General features: G+C 70.0%; 19 protein-coding genes and 1 pseudogene. 12 read left to right on the top strand and 8 right to left on the bottom strand.

Annotated elements, in window-relative coordinates; all coding sequences use genetic code 11:
* Positions 1 to 123: 123 nt before the first annotated feature.
* Positions 124 to 1,260, top strand: a complete 1,137-nt coding sequence (locus tag ACGFX9_RS27675) for an LCP family protein (protein ID WP_393477514.1) — start codon at positions 124 to 126, stop codon at positions 1,258 to 1,260.
* Between the two features lie 90 nt (positions 1,261 to 1,350).
* Here the strand turns inward: ACGFX9_RS27675 and ACGFX9_RS27670 are convergent, their stop codons facing one another.
* Positions 1,351 to 1,629, bottom strand: coding sequence for a hypothetical protein (locus ACGFX9_RS27670; RefSeq protein WP_393477511.1), 279 nt, complete (start codon positions 1,627 to 1,629; stop codon positions 1,351 to 1,353).
* 160 nt (positions 1,630 to 1,789) lie between these two features.
* On the opposite strand from ACGFX9_RS27670, the gene ACGFX9_RS27665 reads away from it, so the two are divergent.
* Both ACGFX9_RS27665 and ACGFX9_RS27660 read left to right on the top strand, forming a co-directional pair.
* Entirely contained in the window at positions 1,790 to 2,743 is a 954-nt protein-coding gene (locus ACGFX9_RS27665; protein ID WP_393477507.1) for a VOC family protein, read from the top strand.
* Positions 2,744 to 2,797: 54 nt separating this feature from the next.
* The gene (locus tag ACGFX9_RS27660; RefSeq protein ID WP_393477582.1) at positions 2,798 to 3,685 is read left to right on the top strand and encodes a SigB/SigF/SigG family RNA polymerase sigma factor; all 888 of its coding nucleotides are present in this window, start codon (positions 2,798 to 2,800) and stop codon (positions 3,683 to 3,685) included.
* Positions 3,686 to 3,762: 77 nt separating this feature from the next.
* Here ACGFX9_RS27660 and ACGFX9_RS27655 read toward each other — a convergent pair whose 3' ends face one another.
* A complete protein-coding gene (locus tag ACGFX9_RS27655) occupies positions 3,763 to 5,208 on the bottom strand; it encodes a helix-turn-helix domain-containing protein (RefSeq protein ID WP_393477502.1) in 1,446 nt (481 codons plus the stop codon).
* Between the two features lie 97 nt (positions 5,209 to 5,305).
* Between ACGFX9_RS27655 and ACGFX9_RS27650 the strand changes: the two genes are divergently transcribed.
* Positions 5,306 to 6,652 (top strand): M64 family metallopeptidase, encoded by a 1,347-nt coding sequence (locus ACGFX9_RS27650; RefSeq protein ID WP_393477499.1) that lies wholly within the window; start codon positions 5,306 to 5,308, stop codon positions 6,650 to 6,652.
* Between the two features lie 20 nt (positions 6,653 to 6,672).
* On the opposite strand, the gene ACGFX9_RS27645 is transcribed toward ACGFX9_RS27650, so the two are convergent.
* Positions 6,673 to 7,416, bottom strand: coding sequence for a gamma-glutamyl-gamma-aminobutyrate hydrolase family protein (locus ACGFX9_RS27645; RefSeq protein WP_393477496.1), 744 nt, complete (start codon positions 7,414 to 7,416; stop codon positions 6,673 to 6,675).
* 91 nt (positions 7,417 to 7,507) lie between these two features.
* Between ACGFX9_RS27645 and ACGFX9_RS27640 the strand changes: the two genes are divergently transcribed.
* Positions 7,508 to 8,398, top strand: a complete 891-nt coding sequence (locus tag ACGFX9_RS27640) for a LysR family transcriptional regulator (protein ID WP_393477492.1) — start codon at positions 7,508 to 7,510, stop codon at positions 8,396 to 8,398.
* Positions 8,399 to 8,415: 17 nt separating this feature from the next.
* Here the strand turns inward: ACGFX9_RS27640 and ACGFX9_RS27635 are convergent, their stop codons facing one another.
* Complete coding sequence (locus ACGFX9_RS27635; protein ID WP_393477489.1) at positions 8,416 to 10,626, bottom strand: MMPL family transporter; 2,211 nt, start codon at positions 10,624 to 10,626, stop codon at positions 8,416 to 8,418.
* Positions 10,627 to 10,928: 302 nt separating this feature from the next.
* Here ACGFX9_RS27635 and ACGFX9_RS27630 point away from each other — a divergent pair, with 302 nt between their 5' ends.
* The 5 genes from ACGFX9_RS27630 (at position 10,929) to ACGFX9_RS27610 (ending at position 16,063) form a co-directional block, all read left to right on the top strand.
* Positions 10,929 to 12,164 (top strand): sensor histidine kinase, encoded by a 1,236-nt coding sequence (locus ACGFX9_RS27630; protein WP_393477485.1) that lies wholly within the window; start codon positions 10,929 to 10,931, stop codon positions 12,162 to 12,164.
* A complete protein-coding gene (locus tag ACGFX9_RS27625) occupies positions 12,161 to 12,898 on the top strand; it encodes a response regulator (RefSeq protein ID WP_393477480.1) in 738 nt (245 codons plus the stop codon). The genes ACGFX9_RS27630 and ACGFX9_RS27625 overlap by 4 nt, the downstream gene beginning before the upstream one ends.
* 98 nt (positions 12,899 to 12,996) lie before the next feature.
* Positions 12,997 to 14,247 carry an ABC transporter substrate-binding protein gene (locus tag ACGFX9_RS27620; protein ID WP_393477475.1) on the top strand — a complete coding sequence of 417 codons (1,251 nt, stop codon included), beginning with the start codon at positions 12,997 to 12,999 and terminating at the stop codon, positions 14,245 to 14,247.
* Positions 14,244 to 15,200, top strand: coding sequence for a carbohydrate ABC transporter permease (locus ACGFX9_RS27615; protein ID WP_393477471.1), 957 nt, complete (start codon positions 14,244 to 14,246; stop codon positions 15,198 to 15,200). Before ACGFX9_RS27620 ends, ACGFX9_RS27615 begins: the two co-directional genes overlap by 4 nt.
* A complete protein-coding gene (locus ACGFX9_RS27610; RefSeq protein WP_393477469.1) occupies positions 15,197 to 16,063 on the top strand; it encodes a carbohydrate ABC transporter permease in 867 nt (288 codons plus the stop codon). The genes ACGFX9_RS27615 and ACGFX9_RS27610 overlap by 4 nt, the downstream gene beginning before the upstream one ends.
* Before the next feature lie 39 nt (positions 16,064 to 16,102).
* On the opposite strand, the pseudogene ACGFX9_RS27605 reads toward ACGFX9_RS27610, so the two are convergent.
* A pseudogene (locus ACGFX9_RS27605) lies at positions 16,103 to 16,513 on the bottom strand (anthrone oxygenase family protein); the annotation flags it as partial.
* Positions 16,514 to 16,533: 20 nt separating this feature from the next.
* Positions 16,534 to 17,406 carry an SDR family oxidoreductase gene (locus tag ACGFX9_RS27600; protein ID WP_393477466.1) on the bottom strand — a complete coding sequence of 291 codons (873 nt, stop codon included), beginning with the start codon at positions 17,404 to 17,406 and terminating at the stop codon, positions 16,534 to 16,536.
* 89 nt (positions 17,407 to 17,495) lie between these two features.
* Here ACGFX9_RS27600 and ACGFX9_RS27595 point away from each other — a divergent pair, with 89 nt between their 5' ends.
* Positions 17,496 to 17,975, top strand: coding sequence for a MarR family transcriptional regulator (locus tag ACGFX9_RS27595; protein ID WP_393477462.1), 480 nt, complete (start codon positions 17,496 to 17,498; stop codon positions 17,973 to 17,975).
* Between the two features lie 22 nt (positions 17,976 to 17,997).
* Here ACGFX9_RS27595 and ACGFX9_RS27590 read toward each other — a convergent pair whose 3' ends face one another.
* Complete coding sequence (locus tag ACGFX9_RS27590) at positions 17,998 to 19,359, bottom strand: glycoside hydrolase (protein ID WP_393477459.1); 1,362 nt, start codon at positions 19,357 to 19,359, stop codon at positions 17,998 to 18,000.
* A complete protein-coding gene (locus ACGFX9_RS27585) occupies positions 19,356 to 20,024 on the bottom strand; it encodes a hypothetical protein (protein ID WP_393477456.1) in 669 nt (222 codons plus the stop codon). Before ACGFX9_RS27585 ends, ACGFX9_RS27590 begins: the two co-directional genes overlap by 4 nt.
* A 334-nt stretch (positions 20,025 to 20,358) precedes the next feature.
* Here ACGFX9_RS27585 and ACGFX9_RS27580 point away from each other — a divergent pair, with 334 nt between their 5' ends.
* Positions 20,359 to 20,994 carry a YceI family protein gene (locus ACGFX9_RS27580; RefSeq protein WP_393477453.1) on the top strand — a complete coding sequence of 212 codons (636 nt, stop codon included), beginning with the start codon at positions 20,359 to 20,361 and terminating at the stop codon, positions 20,992 to 20,994.
* Positions 20,995 to 21,074: the final 80 nt, after the last annotated feature.

Genomic DNA, 21,074 nt, shown 5'->3' with positions numbered 1-21,074 from the left:
TAACCTCACCGACCCGGTCGCCAACATCACCGCGGCAGCCAACTACGCCGCCGACAAGTACGGCTCGATCGACAACGTCGACTCCGCCTACTGAGCCACCGTCGAACGGAGGGCAGACTGCTCATGCAGCACGAGAGCGGGAACGAGCACCCGGCGCCTCTGAGCGCCGGTGCGCAGCCCCCTGCCTACGGGCCCCCGAAAACACGCCGCTCGCGGCGCAAGCCACGGCGCAAGCTCCTGCGGGTCGTGGTCTTCAGCGCCCTGGGTGCCGTCCTGGTCGGAGGCGGCGGCCTGGCCTACCTCTGGTCGCATCTCGACGGCAACCTCAAGAGCACCGACATCAACGCCGCCCTTGGCAAGGACCGCCCCGGCGCGCAGCACAACGGCTCGATGAACATCCTGCTTCTCGGGTCGGACTCACGGGCGGGAACGCACGGCAAGTACGGCAAGGGCATCAGCGGTGCCCGCTCCGACACGGCCATGGTCCTGCACGTCGACAAGACCCATGAGAAGGCCTCGGTCGTCAGCGTGCCCCGGGACACGATGGTGGACCGCCCGGCCTGCGCGAAGCCCGACGGCGGCACCGCGCCCGCGTCCCACCGGTCGATGTTCAACGAGGCCTACCAGGCGGGCGGACCCGCCTGCACCGTGAAGACCGTCGAGTCGATGTCGGGCCTGCGCATGGACCACTACCTGGAAGTCGACTTCAAGGGCTTCAAGAAGCTCATCGACCAGCTCGGTGGCGTGGACATCACCACGAGCAAGGCCATCAAGGACAGCAACAGCGGACTGTCCCTGACCGCCGGCAAGCACACACTCAAGGGCAATGAGGCCCTGGAACTCGTCCGTACCCGCCACGGCGTGGGCGACGGGAGTGACCTCGGCCGCATCCAGCTCCAGCAGGCGTTCATCAAGGCGCTGATCCACCGGGCCGAGACGACGGACCTCGTCGGCGACCCGGCCAAGTCCTACGACCTCGCGGACACCGCGACCCGGACCGTCAGCGCCGACTCCGAGCTCGCGTCGGCGGGCAAGCTCCTTGGCTTGGCGAAGGACCTGAAGGGCATCAGCCCCGGCCACATGAACATGGTCACGATGCCTGTCACCTACGACGCCAAGGACCCGGGCCGCGTCCTGCCCCTCACCAAGGCGGACCACAAGGTCTGGAACGCCCTGCGCGCGGACCGGCCCATACCGAAGTCCGCCACCGACAGTTCGGTCGGCGACCGGAGCGAATCCCCCGTGTCCGCGGGCACGTGATCTCCGCAGCACGGATCCCTGACTGACTCCACGACGCCTCAAGGGCGGTCGGCCCCACCGGGCCGGCCGCCCTTTCGTGCTGCTTCGCGCTCAGGGGCTGTCACCGGACCAGTCCCAGCGGGCCGGGGCGCCGGGCCGCGGGTCGTACAGCGCGCGCCCGCCCGGGCCGAACTGTCCCAGCTCCGTGGGCAGGGCGACGCCGACGCCGATCTCGTCCGGCGTCCAGCCGGTGACATCCAGCAAGAGACCGTCGAGCGGCCCGCCGACCAGCTCGACGTAGTCCTGTCCCGGCCGGGGCCCTTGGCGCGGGTCGTCATGGTCCTGGCCGTACACACGGCCGCGCAGCAGCCGCTCATCATCGCCGTTCATGGCGTCCAGCCTGTCAGCCACCACTGACAGGCCGCGGGCCTTTGGGTCCGACGAAGAGGTGGCCTTGGTCCCGGGATGGGGGAGGAAGGTCCCGGTATCTCCGACCTTGTCCGCGGAATCCCAAGCGTGACCGCAGGAACTCGGGTGAGGAGAGAGCGCTGTGCCAAGGGACATCGGTACGACCGACGAAAGGGAGCGGAGGAACCGTGGTGAGGTACGGCTTCCGCGCGCGAGGATCAGGGCGCGACGCTCGTGGACAGGCGACGGACCGGTCTGGGACACCACAGGGCTCCGCCTGGTCCCGTACGGCGACCGGAGTCCTGCCGCGCTCGACGCGGGTCTGCCGCCGCGCGCCTCGGGCAGGACGCGCGGCGCGCCGTGCTGGCTGAGCCTGGCCGCACGCGATGCCGGGGCGGCCAAGGAGTTCTACGGCCGGGTCCTGGGCTGGTGTCACGTGCCGCTGCTCGGCTCGGACGGCGGGAAGACCCGCTCCCTGGTGCTGAAGGCGGGTGCGCCGGTGGGGACCATCAGCGAGGCCTCGTGCGAACTGGGCGTCTACGCGGGCTGGATGCCGCACTTCGCCGTCGATGACGTGGACGGCGCTGCGGGCCGGCTCCGCGACCGTAATGCCACCGTGGCTGTCGGGCCGCTGGCCACCGCGGCCGGGCGGATCGCCGTGGCGGCGGGCCCCGACGACATCGTGTTCGGGCTGCGGCAGCAGGCACCCGACAACCGCTGGACGGTGGGGGAGGGCCCCGTCGCCCGGCTCGAACTGCACACGGGGGACATCTTCGCTGCGGCTCTCTTCTACGGCGGCGTACTCGGATGGGCCGGTCGGACCGGAGACAACTGCGACGTGGAGTACGTCGACGGGCAGATCGTGGTGCGGGACGGACGGCGCGCGGTCGCCGCGCTCAGGGACACGGCGGTGCCGGGCTTCGAGGGGCGACGAGGCTGGCACACCTGCTTCCGCGTCGCCAATGTCGACAGGGTGGCCGACGCCGCCGAGACCTGGGGCGGGCGCGTCATCTCACCGCCCCAGGGGCCGCGTTCCCGGCGGGAGGCCGTGCTCGCCGACCGCGAGGGGATCCCCTTCGCGGTCGTGTCGGAGTGAGTCATGCAGGTTGTCGAGAGGGTGGAGGGCAGTCGGACGATGCCTCTTAGGGCAATGGGTGTGGGTGCGGATCAGGTGACCGAAGCGGCCGAGCCGACCGGGCGGTCGCGGGGTGAAGCCGTCGGGCTGCCGTGGATCGAGGAAGCCGACCAGGTCGCGCCGAGGGACGCGCGGGAGTTGTCGAAGCTCTTCTTCGACCGGCTCCGGACGCTGGAGAACGGCTCGCCCGACTACCTGTACACGCGTAACACCCTGATCGAGATGAACCTCTCCTTGGTGCACTACGTGGCGGGCCGTTTCCGCAACCGCGGCAACGGTCAGCTGGAGGACCTGGTCCAGGTCGGGACCATGGGGCTGATCAAGGCGATCGACCGGTTCGACGTGAGCCGCGGGTTCGAGTTCGTCTCGTTCGCCGTCCCCTGCATTCTCGGGGAGATCAAGCGTTACTTCCGTGACACCAGCTGGGCCGTCCATGTACCGCGCAGGATGCAGGAACTCCGTGGCCAGATGGTCAAGTCGCAGGAGCGGCTGTCCTCCGTGCTCGGCCGTGAACCGACGGTCAAGGAGCTCGCGGCCGACATGATGGTGACCGAGGAACGGGTCCTGGAGGTGGTCGTCGCCGCCAACGGCTACGCGGCAGGATCCCTTGACGCCCCGCACGGCGTGGGCGACTCCGGGGACACCTCCAAGAGCGGCCGCTCGCTCGCTGATGTCATGGGCGCCCCGGACCCCGCCATCGAGATCTTCGAGCACCTCCACGCCCTGGCTCCGCTGCTGGCGGAGCTCGGCGAGCGTGAGCGCCGCATCATCGAGATGCGCTTCGGCCAGGAGATGACCCAGTCCGAGATAGGCGCCGAACTGGGCCTCTCCCAGATGCACGTGTCACGGCTGCTCTCAGCGACGTTGGCCCGCCTGCGGAGGGGTCTGCTCACGCGCGAATAGGGGAGCGACAGGACGGAGGGGAGGAGGAGGGAGCCGGGGCCCAGGCGGCGAAGAGCCGCCTTGCCCCGGCTCAAGCCTCACATCATCGGAGGGGCCGCAGGCGCGGGACCGAGTGTCGTGGTGCCGGGAGCGGCGCGATGACCGAGGCCCGTTCGATAGGCGTCCAGGGCCTCCTCCACCCGGCCAAGACGCCGAAGCAGGTCACCCAGGAGGCGGCACAGGTCCGCCAAGTCCCCTGCCGCGCTGGACTCTTGGAGCAGCGGCAGGGCGGCGCGGTAGTGGCGCTCGGCGCTCGCGGTGTCGCCGTCGTCCTCGGCGATGAGCCCCAGCAGCCGGTGCGCCCCACCGGCGTGCACCGCGCCCCGTCCGGCCCGCAGTGCCCCGGCGTCCTGCTCCGGCCGCAGCAGGGGCCGCAGCAGCGCCCGCGCCTCATCGGACCTGCCGCGCCGCCGCAGCACATCCGCGAGCTCCACCTCGACCTGCTCGGTGAAGAGCGCGGCCCGCTTCGACGCCAGCATGTCGCGTGCCATGCGCAGCTCGTGTTCGGCGCGTTCCAGGTCGCCGTCCTGGGCGTGCACGTATCCCCGCATCCAGTGACAGTGCGCGAGTTCGGTACGGATGTGGAGCTGGCGGTAGAGCTCCTGGGCCTTGGCGAGCGACGCGTCGGCCTCGGCGATGCGGCCCTCGGCGATGAGCGTGCGGGCGACGCCGCGGTGCATCCCGGCGACCAGCGCCGGATCGCTGACGCGCGGCGCCAGCGCCAGGGCGAGCTCGGCGGCCTGGGCCGCGCGGGCGTGGGCTCCCATGTCCATGTACGGGGCGATGGACGCCGTGTAGAGGAGCAGCAGGGAGTCCGGATCGGGCATGCCCGAGGCGTTCAGCTCGTCGAGCGTGGACTCCAGGAGGTAGCAGGCGTACCGGAGTTCACCCGTCAGGAGGTGGGCGGTGGCGCGGCCACGGATGGCGGGGACGCGGCGGGGGAGCGGCTCGTCGGCCAGGAGCCGCTCCACGGAGGCGAAGTGGCTCTGGGCGTCGGCGAGTTCGCCGGACTCCAGCAGACAGTCGGCGAGGCCGAGCAGCGCGGCAGCCTGTTCGCCCACCAGCTCCTGCTCGACGGCCTCCGCGTGCAGCAGGGAAAAGAGCGCGGCCGCGTCCGCGGTAGGGCCGGTGGCCAGGGCGAGCCGGGCGTCGGTCAGGCGCAGCCGCAGTCCGGCGGCGACGTGGGCCGGCCGTCCCGTGGTCAGCTCCTCGTAGTCGATGCCGAGCCGCCCCGCGAGGTGCCGCAGGGCCGCCTCGGAGGGCCGCACCTTGCCCGACTCCAGAGTGGAGACGTACGCAGGGGTGTAGGCGGGCTCGGCCAACTCCCGCTGGGTCAGCCCGAGTTCCGTACGCAACCGCAGAACGCGGCGGCCTATCGCGGCCGGGGTGTCGGTCCGGTCGGTCCGGTCGGCCCGTGGCCCCTGCGGGTTCCTGCGTTCCACTGCTGGCTCGCCCCTCTGTTCCCTCACTGCCACATGTGACATGCCCATTGCCAAACGCCCCACGAGTCCCTACGTTGAGCAACGCCTTAACTCGGCTTAACCCCCCACTTATACACCGGACTTCGGGAGGCGCACCCCCATGCGCAGACATGTATCCAGAACCGGAACAACCCCCGCCATCCACCCCCGCGCCTGCACACGAATAGCCCTGGGCCTCGGTGTGACCGCCGCCGTGGCACTCACGGCCACAGGCGGCGCGAACGCCGCCGGCCCCGAGGAAGCCGCGTCCCCCGGACCTACGCAACGGGTCGAGTACTTCACAGGCCCTGACGGCCACCCCCGCCACACGAACGTCCCCGGCGCCACGCCGCTCTCCCCGCAGGAGAAGTCCACCATCGAGGGCGACGGTGACGTCACCTCCATCGTGAAGAACGGCCCCGTGGACACGAAGGTGGACGTCGTCTTCATCGGCGACGGCTACAACGCGTCGCAGCAGGAGGACTTCCACGCCGACGCGCGCGCCAAATGGGAGAAGGTCTCCGCCGTCGAGCCGTACGCCTCGTACAAGGACCTCTTCAACGTCTGGGCGGTCGACGCGGTCTCCCGGGACTCCGGCGTCTCCGGCGACCCCACCAGCGACGTCGTCAAGAACACCGCCCTCGGCTCGTATTTCTTCTGCGAGGACACCGAGCGGTTGCTGTGCGTCGACACCAACAAGGTCGAGTCGTACGCGAAGAAGGCGGCCGACCCGGACCTCGTGATCGTGCTGGGCAACTCGACCAAGTACGGCGGCGCGGGCTACAACGACATCACCTCGCCCTCCGGCTACGACGGCGTCGCCACCGCCTCCTCCGACAACGCCGACTCCGACCAGGTCGTCGTCCACGAGACGGGCCACTCCTTCGGCAAGCTCGCCGACGAGTACTGGTACGACGAGTCCAGCACGTATCCCGGAGCGGAGCCCGGCGAGTCCAACCTCAGCGAGCTCTCGGCGGCGGAGATGTCCGCGCAGCAGAAGAAGTGGTACCGCTGGCTCGGCGAGAGCTCGCCGGACGGCGGCACGGTCGGCGCGTACGAGGGCGGCGGCTACTACGCGCACGGCCTCAACCGGCCCACCGACAACTCGATCATGCGCACCCTCGGCCGCGAGTTCAACCTGCCCGGGCGCGAGGCGATGATCGCCGGCTTCCACCGGCACGCGCCCGTACTTACCGGCACCACCCCCACGGACCGCGCGCTCCGGCGCGATCAGCGGATCAGCGTCCGTGCGGCCGACGGCGTCCGGCTGCGCTGGTCGGTGGACGGCCACGCCGTGAAGGTCGCGGCCCGCGACGCGAGCCACCCCACACCGCGCATCCTCGGCGTGCCCGCCGACGGCCGCGCACACACGGTCTCCGTACGCGCCACCGACCCGACGGACGCCGTACGGGACCCGGCACTGCGCACTTTGCTGACGGAGACCCGCACTTGGCGGGTCGCGCACTGAGCCTCGGCCGGAACCAGGCCTCAAGCGTGCGCTCGCGCCAAGCCCTTCGCGGCATGCTCGACCGCCGCGGAGGCCAGGGCCCGGATGACCGGATGGGGCCGGGTGCCGTCTCCCGCGAGTTCGGGCTGGAACAGGGTGGCGAGGAAGAAGGGGTGCCCGGGCAGTTCGGCGATGCGTACGTCGCCGTCGTCGTCGGCGCCGCTGAAGCGCAGGCCGTGCGCGCGCAGCACCTCCAGATAGGCCGGGCTTGTGCCGTACGAGCAGTGGTAGCGCTCGACGGTCCGCTCGGCCCCCAGGATCCGCTCGGCCAAGGACCCCGCCTCCACGTTGACCGTCCCCTCATGGCCGACCAGGGAGCAGGCGAGCGGGACGATCAGCAAGTCCTCCGCTTCCGGCCGGTTCTCCGCGTGATGGACGCCGGTGAGTCCGCACACGTCGCGTGCGAACTCCAGGAGCATGTGCTGGAAGCCGCCGCAGGTGCCCAGAAACGGGATCCCCTGCTCGCGGGCGGTACGGGGCGCCGCGACCGCTCCGGCCTCGCTGCGGTACGGACTGCCCGGCAACAGCCAGACGGCATCGAACCCGTCGAGGGCGCCGGCGGCTTCGGCGTCCTCGGTCGGGATCCAGTACGCGTCCAGGATCAACTGGTCACGCTCGGCGAGCGCTTCGAGGAGAGCGGGGATACGGGCGTGCGCGCGGACGCTGGGCGAACGGTCGCCCACCAGGGCGACACGGGCCGTGGGGAAGTTCTCGGCTTCAGGCATGCCGACATCGTGACCGTCCCACCGAGTTCAGCGCCAACGATGATTCCTGACCCGTCCATCAGCGATACTGATGGACGCGATACTGACGGGCATGGATCCGCATCTTCTGCGTACGTTCGTGGCCGTGGCCCGCTGTGGCTCGTTCTCCCAGGCGGCCCGCGAACTTGGCTACACACAGTCGGCGGTCTCCCAGCACATCGCCGTACTCGAAAGTGATCTCGGAGCGGTCCTGCTGCGACGGCGTCCGGTCACCCCGACCGGCGCGGGAACCCGGCTGCTCGAACATGCCGGGCCGCTGCTGCTGCGGTTGGACGCCGCACGCGCGGACATCACGCGTCTGACCGCGGCGCCCGCCACCCGTATCGCCGTCGGAGTCTCACCGCTGGCCATGACACGGCAGTTCACCAGGACGCTCGCCGAGGTGCGGCAATCGCACCCCCGCTCGGAGGTGACCGTGCGGGTCCTCGGCCGGGACGCCCTGATCCGCGAGGTCGCGACCGCCGCCTTGGACATCGGCCTTGTCGACGGCATGACCGCCCCCAACGACCCCCTCCATCTCCCCGACGCCGACAGGCTCACGGCGACGGCAGTCACCGAACACCCCCTCGCCGTGGCGCTGCCCGGCCGGCACCCGCTCGGCACCCGGGCCGGACTGCGCCTTGCCGACCTCGCCGACGCCCGGTGGATCGACGCACCCAATACGGCCGTCCCGCTGGGGCAGTTGCGCACCGCGAGCGGATCCGACGGCTACCGCGCCTCCCTGAGTTACGAGGGAACCGACGCACACGGACTCATCGCCCTCGTCGCCGCAGGACAGGGACTCGCGCTGCTGCCCCAGCCGGTCATCAACGGCGTACCCGGCATCAGCGCGGTCCCCGTCTCCGCACCCCGTCTGGTGCACCGCGTCGAGGCCGTGCACAGCGCCACGCTGGACGGCCCCGCCGCGCTCCTGGCGGCAGCCCTCGTGGCGCCCGCCGAATGAACCTCCCGGTCCAGGCCTCAGTACGTCGTGACCCGGTCGGGTGCCGGAACCGGCTCGGTGGCACGGTGTCGCGGGAGTCCGCTCTCGGCGGGCCGGGGGCGCAGCGGCCACCAGATGGCTCGGCCGAGGAGCGCGGCGAGGGCGGGGACGAGCACCAGTGAGAGGACGAGCGCGGAGAGCATGATGCCGAGCGTCATGGCGAAGGCGATCTGCTCGTTCCCCGGGGTCGTGGCGAGCGTGGCGAAGGAGGCGGCGAGCACCAGGCCCGCCGTCGCGATGGCGGGTGCCGTGTGCCGTACCGCGCGGGCCACGGCGGCGCGGGCCGGGCCCGGTTGGAGCATCTCCTCCCGGATCCGGTCGGTGATCAGGATGTTGTAGTCGGTGCCGAGCGCCACAACGAACAGGAACAGGATCAGCGGCAGGGTGAAGTTGACGCCCGGCCTGCCAAGGCCGTGCTGGAACAGCAGGGCGGCGGCGCCCAGGGTGGCGGCGAAGCCGAGCCCGACGGAGAGCATCAGGATCAACGGCGCGAGCAGGCTGCGCAGGAGCAGCAGAAGGATGAGCGCGATCAGTGCTGCCGCGACCGGGAACACGATCTTCAGGTCGTGGTCGACGGCGGTCGCGATGTCGGCGTAGATCGCGGCCGTCCCGCCCACGTGTGCTGTCGTCCCGGCGGGTGTGTGCTGGGCGACCGCTGCCCGTACGGGTCCTGAAGCCAGCTCGCGGGCCTGCTGGCTCTGCGGGTCCGCGGTCAGATAGAGATCGATCCGGGCGGCGCGGTGGTCCTTGTTCAGTACGGTCCCTGCGACCTTGCCCACGCCCTTGACCTGGCCGAGGGTATGGGACAGGCCCTCCAGACGGTCGGCGGTGAGGGTGCCGCCGTCCTTGGCGGTGACGAAGACGCTCGTCGGGTCCGACACCCCGGCGGGCAGGGCGCGGGAGATCTCGGCCGCGGTGGCCGCCGCGGGGGTCTTGGAGGCGGCGTCGCCCTGGCCGTAGTCCATGCGGATCCCGGCAAGACCGGCGGCCAGCGCGGCAAGCAGGCCGATGGAGGCGACCACCATCGTCACCGGCCGACGTGCGACCAGCGCACCGAAGCGAGCGGCGCGACCCTCGCCCGGCTCATGACGCAGGGCCTTGGAGGGCCAGAACATCTTGCGCCCCGCCGCCGCGAGCAGCGCCGGGAACAAGCTGAGGCTGCCGAGCAGCATCACCAGGACCGCGACGGCGATGGCGGGACCCAGCGAGCGGAACTGCCCGAACGTCGCCACACCCAGCGTGGCGAACGCGGCCACGATGGTCAGCGCCGCCGAAGTGATCGCGGTGCCCACCCGTCCCGCGACCTGTCCGGCCACCTCGCGGGCGGACTGCTCGGGCCGGGCGCGCAGTTGCTCGCGGAAGCGGAACAGCAGGAACAGCAGATAGTCGATGCCGATGCCGAGCAGGACCACGCTGATCAGATCAGGGGTACCCGCGTCGAGCTTGCGCCCGGTGAGCAACGCGGTACCCGCGACGGCGCCCCCCGCCACGCCGATGATCATGGCGACGGCGATCAGCGGCAGCAGGGCCGCGAGCACGCTGCGGAACACCAGCACGTTGATCAGCAGGATGAGCCCCATGAGGAGGGCGCCCCCGACCTTCGCGGCGGTCTCGTGGGAATCGGCGGTGTCGACGGCCTCAGCCAGACCCCCGGTGAAACCGGTGCGCATCCCCGCCTCGGAGAACCGCGTCCGGGCATCGTCCCGGAAGGTCCGGTAGACGTCCTGGACCCCCTTGTCCGTGCGGTTCCCGATCAGCTCGACGGAGAGCAGTTCGAAACTGCGGTCGGGCGCCGTTATCGCCGGCGCGATCCGGGGCGTCTGGGAGCGGTCGGGGACCAGGAACTCCGGTCGATCGTCCTCCTTGGGCATGGTGACCCGGCGCTGCGCCAGCTTCGCCGCCTCGGCCTCGACCCGCTTCCGGTCGGCGGCGCCGAGGTCCTTGCCGTCGGACCTGGAGACCAGCACCGTCACCGTGGTGGCGTCGGGGTTCACTCCGAACCGCTTCTCGGCGATCTCCAGGGCCACCGCCGAGTCATAGCTCTTGGGCAGGAAGTCCCCGGTCTGGTTCTGGGTGACGCGGCCGATCAACAGCGGGGCCAGGGCGCTCAGTACGACACCCAGCACCACCCAGAGGGTGATGACTCGCCACGGGTGTCTGGTGGAGTATCCGGTCAGGGCGCGGATCACGATGTCCTCCGGCGGACGGGCTCGAATGCGTGTCTCTGCCGGGGGATTCCGGCCGGTCTCCAGACCATCAGCCGAGCGGTAGGCAGGCGTCATGGCGGCGGATGATCCGGACGGGGGCCCTGGGTCCCTCCACGGCCCGAGACCAGGACCCTGGTCCTGGTCCCGACGCGGGTCCCGACGCGGTCCGATGTGAGTCCGCGGGCAGGTCAGGGGCTCGCAACCGCCGCCGACGGTGCTGCCGCCGCGGCTGCTGTGCAACCCTGTCCCGGGGGCCGGGAGGCCGGACGCAGGGAGAAACAGACATGCCCAGGAGCCGACGCACCGGACCCGGCGACAGGCGGGAGCCGCCGCACGCCGACCTCGATGAGGCCGAACCGCCGTGGACCCGTAACGACGCACTCGTGACCGGCGGGGCCTGCGCGATGAACCTGCTCAGCTACGTGTTCTTCGACGACCCCGACGGCCGGTACGCCGTGAGCGCGGCCGGGTTCCTCCTCGTCGCCCTGGCGGCTATGCCGCTGCTCGCCCGACGCCGCCACCCGGTGGCGGCGCTCGCCGCCGTCCTTGCCCTCGACGCCACGGCCGCCCTGATCGTGCCGCTGCCCAGCCACTTCGGCGCCGTCCTGCTGGTCGCCATGTACTCGGTCGCCAGGGCCTGCCCCGGCCGGGTGACGGCGGTGGCCGCCTTCGCCACGGTGGCCGTGACGCTCCTGAGCCAGAACATCGGCCGTACCCCCTCCTGGCAGGACGCCGCAGTCGCGCCCCTGAACACCCTGTTCGTCGTCGGCACCGCCATGGCGATCAAGCGCTGGCAGCAGGAGGTGGCGGCCAACCGTGAACTCCTCGCCGACCGTGCGGTGGCCGAGGAACGCCGCCGCATCGCACGGGAGTTGCACGACATCGTGGCCCACCACATCACGACCATGCAGCTGATGGCCGGCGGCGCCCGGGCCAACATCGACCGGCCGGAGGTGGTCCGGGACGCCCTGGTCACCCTGGAGTCCTCCGGGCGGCTCGCACTGGGCGAGATGCGCCAACTCCTCGACGTGCTGCGGGCCGACGACGAACCGGAGGCCGCGCCGTCGCGGCCCCAGCCCGGCGCCGAGGACCTCGACCGCCTGGTGGCCGAGTCCCGCCTCGCGGGCCTGCCGACCGAGTTCGGCGTCCGGGGGCCGCGGCGCCCGTTGCCGCCGACCGTCGGCCTCACCGTATTCAGGATCGTCCAGGAGGCCCTCACCAACGCCCGCAAGTACGCGGGGCGCGCTCGCGCCTCGGTACAGCTGACGTACCGTCATGATCGCGTCACCGTCGAGGTGCGGGATGACGGTAGGGGTACACCGCCGGGGGAAAAGCCAGCGGGCTCGGGCGGTTACGGCCTGATCGGCATGCGCGAGCGCGTCGCCCTGCACGGCGGCACCCTCACCGTAGGCCCGCAGCCCGGCGGAGGATTCGCGGTGGTGGCCGACCTGCCGCTGGCCACGGACGGGGTGGAGGAGACGGCCGAGGCGGCTGTCCAGCACGAGGAGGCACACCGATGACCGGGACCGGGCCGACGCCGACTCCGACGCCGACTCCGACGTCGCCGAGGATCAAGGTGCTCATTGTGGACGACCAGCCGCTGGTCCGGCGCGGCCTGTCGCTGATCCTGTCACCCGACCCGTCCTTCGAAGTGGTGGGAGAGGCAGAGAACGGCGCGCAGGCCGTCACCCTCGCCCACCAACTGCGCCCCGACGTCGTGGTGATGGACATCCGGATGCCTGTCCTCGACGGGGTCGCCGCGACCGGAGAGCTCGCCGCCACCGCGCCCGGCTGCCGGGTCCTCGCCCTCAGCACCTTCGACATGGACGAATACGTGGTGGGTGCCCTGCGCGCCGGAGCCTACGGCTTCCTGCCCAAGGACAGCTCCCCGGAAGAGCTGAGCGCGGCGATCCGCACCGTCCACGTCGGCGAGGCGGTCGTCGCGCCGCGCCTGCTCACCCGGCTGATCTCCACCTACGTAAGGGCACCTCGCGGTGAGCGGCCGACCCCGACCGGACTGGGTGAACTCACGCCACGCGAGATCGAGGTGTGGCGCCTGATGGCCACCGGCCTCGACAACACCGACATCTCCGGGGCGCTGGACATCAGCCTCTCCACGGTCAAGAACTACATCACAAGCATCTTCGACAAGCTGGCCGTCCGCGACCGTGCCCAAGCGGTCATCGCGGCATACGAATCGGGCCTGGTCACCGCCCGCGCGGCAGCCGCGGACCCAGGGGCGGGCAATCCGTGAGAGCCGACATACGGCTGTAGTCCCCCTGTCGTAATCCCCCCGCATGGTTGATCGTTGGGCCGTCGGAATCAGCCGTACGCCGAACAGGGGGACGACCAATGACCATCAGCCGCAGAGGACTGCTCGGGACGGGCGCGGCGGTGGGGCTGCTGACCGCTTGCGGCTCCAACACCGGACGGGACGACGGAGGTTCGGGCCACGGGCCCAAACTGTCGCAGTGGTATCACCAGTACGGTGAGCAGGGCACCGAGCAGGCCGTGAAGAAGTACGCCGCCGCCTACAAGAAGGCGGACGTCACCGTCCAGTGGCGGCCCGGCAACTACGACGAACAGACCGCCGCCGCGCTCCTCACCGACTCGGGCCCCGACGTGTTCGAGGTCAACGGGCCCACCCTCGACCAGATCCAGGGCAAGCAGGTCGCCGACCTCACCGAGCTGTTCGACGGGGTCAAGGACGACTTCAACCCGGCGGTCCTCGCCCCGAAGACGTATGACGGCAGGATCTGGGGCATCCCGCAGGTCGTCGACATGCAGATGCTCTACTACCGCAAGAGCCTGCTCGCCGACGCGGGGCTCCGCCCGCCGAAGACGCTGGACGAGCTCGTGGACGCCGCGAAGAAACTCACCTCGAAGAAGACCAAGGGGCTCTTCCTCGGCAACGACGGCGGCGCCGGCGTCCTGGGCGGCACGCCCCTGTACGCGGCGGGCCTCGAACTCGTCACCGCAGACGGAAAGGTCGGCTTCGACGACCCGGCGGCCGCCCGCGCGCTCGGCAAGATCCGCCAGCTGTACGCCGACAAGTCGCTGCTCCTCGGCGCGCCCGCCGACTGGTCCGACCCGTCGGCGTTCGTCCAGGGACTGACCGCCATGCAGTGGTCGGGCCTGTGGGCACTGCCCACCGTGCAGAAGGAGTTCGGCGACGACTTCGGTGTCCTGCCGTTCCCGAAGGACGGCGCGGGCAAGCCGTCGGTACCGGTCGGCGCGTACGGCGCCGCGGTCAGCACCCGCGGCAAGCACCAGCAGGCCGCCAAGGACTTCCTCAAGTGGCTGTGGATCGACAGCACCGACCGTCAGGAGGATTTCGCCCTCGCGTACGGCTTCCACATCCCGGCGCGCCTCTCCCTCGCGAAGAAGGCCCAGAAGCTCCGGAAGGGCGCCGCGGCCGACGCCGTCCGCTTCACCACGGACTATGGCTACGCCCAGCCTCTGCTGTGGACCCCGGCCGGCCAGAGCGCCTACCAGGACGCCCTGAGCCGCATCATCAAGGACGGCGCGAGCCCGGACAGCGAGCTGAAGAAGGTCGTACGGAAGGTGTCCGCCGAGCTGGGCCGGGTGAAGAAGAAGTCGTGACCACGGCAGACCCTCGACACGAACAACGCGCGGGCAGAAGGCGGCAGTTGTGGGGCCCGCAGAACCGCACTCTCTGGTTCTGGGTGTTCGTCGGGCCCTTTCTGCTCGGCCTCGGCGTCTTCACGTACATCCCGCTCGGCTGGAGCGTCTACCTCAGCTTCTTCGACGCACACAACACCGTCACCCCGAGCGACTTCGTCGGCCTCGGCAACTACACGGCGATGCTGCAGAACGAGGCTTTCACCGACAGTCTGTGGACCTTCCTCGTCTTCTCGCTCTTCATCGTGCCCGCGACCTACGCGCTCTCCCTCGCACTCGCCCTCATGGTCCATCGCCAACGCCGGGCCCAGGCGTTCTTCCGCTCGGTCTTCTTCCTGCCCGCGGCCTGCTCCTACGTCGTGGCCGCGCTGATCTGGAAGATGTCGATCTTCAACGGGGTGCGGTTCGGGCTCGCAAACACCATCATCGGATGGTTCGGCGGCGACCAGATCGCCTGGCTGTCGACGACCGACCCGCCCTGGTACTGGGCCGTCATCGTCACCGTGCGGCTCTGGCTCCAGGCGGGCTTCTATATGGTGCTCTTCCTCGCGGGACTGCAGCGCATCAGCCCCACCCTCTATGAGGCCGCAGCCGTGGACGGGGCGCGGCCCGGTTGGCAGGTCTTCCGGCACATCACGTTCCCGCAGTTGCGGGCCACGTCCGTGGCGGTCGTCCTGCTGCTCGTCATCAACGCCTTCCAGGCGTTCGACGAGTTCTACAACCTGCTCTCGGACGCCCGCGGCTATCCGCCGTACGCGAGACCGCCGCTCGTCTACCTCTACTACACGGCGCTCGGCCAGGGCCAGAACCTCGGGCTCGGCAGCGCGGGCGCCGTCCTGCTCGCGCTGATCATCGCGGTGGTGACGGTGGGGCAGGCGAAGTGGTTCGGGCTCGGCAGGAAGGACGCGGAGTGAGAGACCACTCCAGGGACGGCCGCTCCAGGGACGACGCGAAGGTCAGGGCGGGGCGCGCGCTGCGGCTCTCACTGCTGATCGCGCTCGCGCTGCTATTCCTGATTCCCTTCTACCTCCTCGTACGCAACGGACTCTCGGCCGAGAGCGACATCACCTCGCCCGAGTGGACCTTCTTCCCGTCCTCCCTGCGCTGGGGGAACATCAAGGAGCTCTTCGACGACACATCCGTGCCGTTCGCGCGTTCCCTGCTCAACTCCTCGCTCATCGCGGTCGCGACGACGCTCGGCACCCTGGTCCTTGCCTCGCTCGCCGGCTACGGCCTGGCCCGCATCCCCTACCGGCACGCGAACAAGGTGTTCTACGCGATCCTCGGCACCCTGATGGTCCCGGCCTCCGTCACCTTCGTGCCGAGCTTCGTCCTTGTCTCGTCGCTCGGCTGGGTGTCGACGCTGCGCGGACTGATCATCCCGACCCTGTTCTCGGCCTTCGCGTGCTTCGTCTTCCGGCAGTACTTCCTCGGATTCCCGCGGGAGCTGGAGGACGCGGCGCGAGTCGACGGGCTCGGCTACTGGCGCACGTACTGGCGGGTGGTCGTGCCCAACTCCCGGCCGGTCTTCGCGGCGGTGGGCACGATCGTCTTCATCGGGGCCTGGAACTCCTTCCTGTGGCCGCTGGTCATCGGGCAGGACCGTAATGCGTGGACGGTGCAGGTGGCGCTGTCGTCGTTCACGTCGTCACAGGTGATCCGGCTGCACGAACTCTTCATCGCGGCGGCCGTGTCGATCGTGCCGCTGCTCGTGGTGTTCCTGTTCTTCCAGCGGTGGATCGTGGCGGGGGTGGAGCGGTCGGGGATCGACGACTGAGTGCGCTGCCCTCGGTATGGCCAGTGCGGCGAAGGCGAGGAGCGCGGCCATCGTGCGGATCACGTGGGCGAGCTGCCAGCGGTCTCGTACGTCTGCCCAGTCGGCGGGAGGGGTGCGGACGGACCAGTCGAGCTGGTCGCTGTTGATGGGCAGGTTGATGCTCGCCGTCACGGCGAGGACCACGACCAGCAGCGCGAAGGCCGCTGTCGCGAACCAGCGGGCCCCGGATTTCGCCCGGAAAGCCAGGAACCCGAGGATCAGCGTGGCGACCGCTGCAGGAGCCAGGGTCACGACCGCCAGCTTGTCGAGGGCGTCGAGTTCCACCTGCCGGACCTGGGTGTAGACGGAGGCGTCGTAGGAGCGCAGAGAGTTCTCCAGTACGAGCACCGCCACGAGGAAACCGGCGAACAGTCCGCTGAACAGCAGGGCTGCGAGGTGGGCTAGGCGCATGGTACGGGCGAGGCGCGTCGTCATCGTCCCGTTCCTCCGAAGGCGGCGGCGTGATCGGCCGCCCACTCCGCGAACGTCCGGCCGATCCGCCCGGTCGGGCCGGACGCTCCGGTCGGTGCGGCGACGACCGCGGGTCGCCCCGCGCCGCGCGCGTACCGTGCCAGCAGTGCCTGGACGAACGGCTCGGACAGCCCACCGAACCTGACCATGCCCTGCGCGGCGGACTCCGCCGGGATCTCCTCGTAGCGCAGCGGCCGGCCGATCGCCTCGCCGATGACCGCCACGGCCTCGGCCTGCGTGAGCGACTGCGGACCGGTGACGGGCAGGTACCGGCCGTCGAGCGCATCGTCCTGGAGGGCGCGGGCGATCGTCTCCGCGACGTCCTTCTCGTGTACGAGCGCCTCGGCGAAGTCCGCGTACGGGCCGCGCACCACGTCGCCCGCCCGGATCTGGCCCGCCCACATCGCGACGGTGTTGAGCGCGAACGACGTGGGCCGCACGCTGACCCACGGCAACGGCCCCTGGACGATGGCCTCTTCGACCTCTCTGTTGCGGTCTCCGTTGTAGCGGGATGGCTGGTGCGCGGGCTCTTCGTCGACGTTGATCGCCGACATCACGACCACCCGCCGCACTCCGTGCTCGGCCGCCGCGGACACCAACCGGCCCGCGGCCTCCTCGCCGACCGCACGCGGGTGTACGAACAGGGCGGATATCCCCTGGAAAACGTGGGGCTCGGGCTTGCGCGGGTCTCCCTGCACGACGTCCACCCCGGCCGGAAGCCCGGCAGCGGCGGCCGGGTCCCGGCTGATCACACGCACGGCGGCGCCCTGGGCGAGCAAGGCGTCGACGAGCGGCCTTCCGATGGATCCGGTCGCACCAGTGATGAGATACATGACACGGTCCTCTCTTCCCCATAAGGTATGAGAACCGTAACACATTGATTTGAGGAACGTATATTATGAGTCCCGTAACATCTCCTGAGGTGCCCGATCCTCGCGACCGGCGCCGCGCGACGACGGAGATCAAGGGCGCGCTGCGGGCGCTGAGCCTGCAACTGACGCTGCTCGACCGGCAGGTCAGCGCCCGCGTCTCACTCAAGGACGTCGATCTGGACTGCCTCGATCTGGTCAACCGGGATGGACCACTCACCCCGACGGCGCTGGCCGGCCGGGCGAACCTCCACCCGGCCACCCTCACAGGGATCCTCGACCGGCTCGAACGCGCCGGGTGGATCGCCCGCGAACGCGACCCGTCGGACCGCCGGGCCGTCCGCATCCGCGCACTGCGCGACCGCAGCGGCGAACTGATCTCCCTCTACGCGGGGATGAGCTCCTCGATCGACGCGATCTGCGCCGACTACACCGAAGCCGACCTCGCCCTGCTCACCGACTTCCTCACGCGGGCCACGACCGCGGGCCACGCCGCCGCGCAGCATCTCGCCGTCCCCGAATCCGAGGGCTGACGGGCCGCTGGGGCGGTTACGGTCATCCCGTCGCGCTGGACTCGGGCTTCCCCGCGGGGCACAGACGGCGCGGCTCGGGCTCTGTCTTCAGCCTCGCGTCCACGCATCCTGCCGGCAGGCCGTGGTGCGCCTTCGAGCCGAAGTTGGCCGTCACCGTCAAGGTGTCGTCTCCGAACACCGAGCGCTGCACCGTGTGGTCGCCGCTGAGCCGACGGAAGTCCGTCATGCGCTCGGTGCCCGCCGCCTTGTGCAATGGGGCGAAGTAGCGCTGGAGTCGGGCCATCTCCTTGCCGACGGTCGTCAGGTCGGCCTCGCCGAGCGCGAAGTTGAGAGGCGTGTTGTAGAGGACCGACATCAGTGCGCGGTCCTTCTTCCGGTCGGGGAACTTGTCGTACGGCATCTCCCAGCGGTCGGTGCTGACGAGGGAGTCGTGCAGCGCGGTCTCGTACAGCGGGATGCGGTAGGCGGGGTCGTACATCGACTTGGCCAGGGCGTGCGGGAGTTGGACCGGCTTGAGGAAGAAGGTGGGCGCCTCGCTCGGGTAGTAGGTACCCCACGCCTTGTCCTTCTGGAAGGGCCACAGGTTGTCGTTCACCGGGGTCTGGGAGCCGTGGGTGAAGGCGAGCGCCGGTGCCGACCAGGACACCGCGGATTCCGATCCGAGGACGAAGTGATCCTTGTCCGCGAGGGTGCGCATGCGCTTCATGAGGTTGTCGCGGTCCTGCTTCTTGGTCATCGGGTGCTTCGGAGAGAAGTCACCGAACAGCTCACCGGCCGCGTCGACGTCCAGGAACACGCTGTTGGCGCCGTTCCCGGTCAGCCTTTTGGTGTGCTCGGCCAGGTATCGCTCGGTGGTCTCGGACTTGTCGAACGCCTCAGAGCTGAGGTAGCAGCCGCGCCCGCCGAAGCCGGTCTTGATCTTTCCCTTCCAGTCGCGGACGCAGTAGTCGGGATAGACCGTTCCGGGCCACTTCGCCACCGGCGTGTCGGCGGAGTCCGGGTCCTGCCCGTTGGCGAAGGTGTCGTACGGGCCGACGAGATAGCCGTGCCGTTTCGCGGCCGCGACGGCCTTTGCGCTCATCGGGTCTCCGTCGGCGTCGTAACCGAGCCACAGTCGCGTATTCCCCTGCTCGCGCAACTTGTTGATGGCTTTCGCGTCGCGGGCGCCGCCCCACAAGTAGGCGTGCTGGGCGCCGAGCAGCTTCTCGATCTCCGGATTCCTGGCGATCTTCTCTTTCAGTGTGCGGAGTTGGCCGTGTTCACGCAGCCAGCGGTGGTAGTCGGCGGCCGGAGCGACGGGGGAGTCCGACGTGAGGGAGAAGGCGACGGTGTAGTCACGCGTCTTCTCCCGGCGGGAGAACTCATGCTTGGCCGTGGCACTCAACTGCCCCTGCTTGGAAGCGAAAGCGAGCGAGGTCCCAACACTCTCCGGAACGAGGTAGTGACCCCGTGCCCGCGCGCGGTGTAACCCCACAGAGGCAGCGTGAGGGAACCCGTGGCGAGTTCGGCTTCGGTGCCCGCCAGGCCCGCTTCGTCGGAGTTCCAGAAGCGGTCCTTGGTGGGCACGGAAAGTCCTTCCCCCCGAGGTATCTGCAAGGAGGCGTCGCCCGCGCCGGTGCCGGGGCCCCGTCCGGTGACCGGCCAGGCGAGGGTGGCGTCCTTCGCGGAGTGCACCGTGATCCGCAGCCGGCCGCGTTCGGTGGCGGCGGTGACCTTCAGCCCCTTCGAGGGGTAGGACCAGGAGGCGCGGGATCCGTCCACCTCGACGCCGGAGGGCTTGCCCAAGGTGTCGGCCGTGGCCCCTGAAACGGGTACGTGGGCGCCGCCGGCCCTCCCTGTCACGCGCAGCGATGCGGTGTCCACGGCGACCGTGCCGCCCGCCACCTCGAAGGTGACGGAACCGCCGCCCACTTGGGGCCGCTTGGGCTGCGACGACTGACTACCGGGGCCCGCCAGGGCGGCGTAGCCGGCGGAGCCGGTGACCGCGGTGAGGACGAGTACGCCGGTGACACCGAGGAGGCGATTGCGCCTCCTGCGCGCGGTGCCCACCGTGTCCCGGTGTCCGCGGGATCGCTGTACATGCTGCCGACTTTCGCTTTCCCCGGTCGGGGTGCTGTCTGGATGGACCATGATCGCGAGTTTGCGGGCCGCGTATAAGAAGGTTCTAAGAGTCATGCGGAGCGGAGTCGACGTACCGCCGACGTGTCGGGTGATGTGACGGCGTGTGACAACTCGCCGCCCGACAGTGCATCCACAACATGTTGATCCTGTGCATCTTTGCAGTCGGCGGCATGGAATCCGGACGAGCCGCCTATCTCGCTGTGGAGTGCTTGCCGACACCGTGATAACACGGAGTAATCAATTCGAAGGAGGCTACGACCGCATGGGTATCTTCAGCCGTCGCCAGACCGCGACCATCGACCCGACGTCGGCTACCGACCCGGCGGCCGGGACCACCGGCCTCACGCTCGACCCGGCCCTTCGTGCGCTGAGCGGCGAATGGACCATCGACCGTCCGCACAGCCGTGTCGGATTCTCCGTGCGGCACGCGATGGTGACGACGGTGCGGGGCGCTTTCACGGATTACGACAGCGCGCTGTACTTCGACGGCGTTCAACCTTCCCGTTCCCGGGCCGAGATCGTGATCCGGATCGACAGCGTCGACACGGGTGTGGAACAGCGGGACGCACACCTCATCGGCGCCGACTTCTTCGACGCGCGCCGCTACCCGGAGATGGCGTTCCGCAGCACCTCCACGGTCTACGAGGGCGGCGAGAGCTTCCGTATGGCGGGAGACCTGACCATCCGCGACGTCACCCGGCCCGTAGAGCTCCAACTCGACTATCTCGGCTCGGTAGTCGACCCGTTCGGCTTCGAGCGAGTCGGCTTCGACGGCACCACCACCATCGACCGCACCGACTGGGGGTTGGTCTACAACCAACGCCTGGAGGCGGGAGGCACCATGGTGAGCGAGAAGGTGCGACTGCAGTTCGACATCTCCGCGATCCGTCGCGGGTGAGGCGGTGCCACCGTGAGGCGCCCTCGATCTCCGTTCGATACCCCGGTGATCGCTGACGGTGTCCTCCCTGCCGGCGGCCC

Origin of the sequence: Streptomyces sp. NPDC048436, assembly GCF_043200355.1 — a bacterium.
GTDB lineage: Bacteria > Actinomycetota > Actinomycetes > Streptomycetales > Streptomycetaceae > Streptomyces.
The sequence above is the reverse complement of the archived record's forward strand: the minus strand, read 5'-3'. Positions and strand labels throughout refer to the sequence as shown.

Excerpts from the sequence above, each read along its gene's own strand:
- ACGFX9_RS27675 (WP_393477514.1), top strand. The coding sequence starts at position 124 with ATGCAGCACGAGAGCGGGAACGAGCACCCGGCGCCTCTGAGCGCCGGT.
- ACGFX9_RS27670 (WP_393477511.1), bottom strand. The coding sequence starts at position 1,629 with ATGAACGGCGATGATGAGCGGCTGCTGCGCGGCCGTGTGTACGGCCAG.
- ACGFX9_RS27660 (WP_393477582.1), top strand. The coding sequence starts at position 2,798 with ATGGGTGTGGGTGCGGATCAGGTGACCGAAGCGGCCGAGCCGACCGGG.
- ACGFX9_RS27655 (WP_393477502.1), bottom strand. The coding sequence starts at position 5,208 with ATGTCACATGTGGCAGTGAGGGAACAGAGGGGCGAGCCAGCAGTGGAA.
- ACGFX9_RS27650 (WP_393477499.1), top strand. The coding sequence starts at position 5,306 with ATGCGCAGACATGTATCCAGAACCGGAACAACCCCCGCCATCCACCCC.
- ACGFX9_RS27645 (WP_393477496.1), bottom strand. The coding sequence starts at position 7,416 with ATGCCTGAAGCCGAGAACTTCCCCACGGCCCGTGTCGCCCTGGTGGGC.
- ACGFX9_RS27640 (WP_393477492.1), top strand. The coding sequence starts at position 7,508 with ATGGATCCGCATCTTCTGCGTACGTTCGTGGCCGTGGCCCGCTGTGGC.
- ACGFX9_RS27630 (WP_393477485.1), top strand. The coding sequence starts at position 10,929 with ATGCCCAGGAGCCGACGCACCGGACCCGGCGACAGGCGGGAGCCGCCG.
- ACGFX9_RS27625 (WP_393477480.1), top strand. The coding sequence starts at position 12,161 with ATGACCGGGACCGGGCCGACGCCGACTCCGACGCCGACTCCGACGTCG.
- ACGFX9_RS27620 (WP_393477475.1), top strand. The coding sequence starts at position 12,997 with ATGACCATCAGCCGCAGAGGACTGCTCGGGACGGGCGCGGCGGTGGGG.
- ACGFX9_RS27600 (WP_393477466.1), bottom strand. The coding sequence starts at position 17,406 with ATGTATCTCATCACTGGTGCGACCGGATCCATCGGAAGGCCGCTCGTC.
- ACGFX9_RS27580 (WP_393477453.1), top strand. The coding sequence starts at position 20,359 with ATGGGTATCTTCAGCCGTCGCCAGACCGCGACCATCGACCCGACGTCG.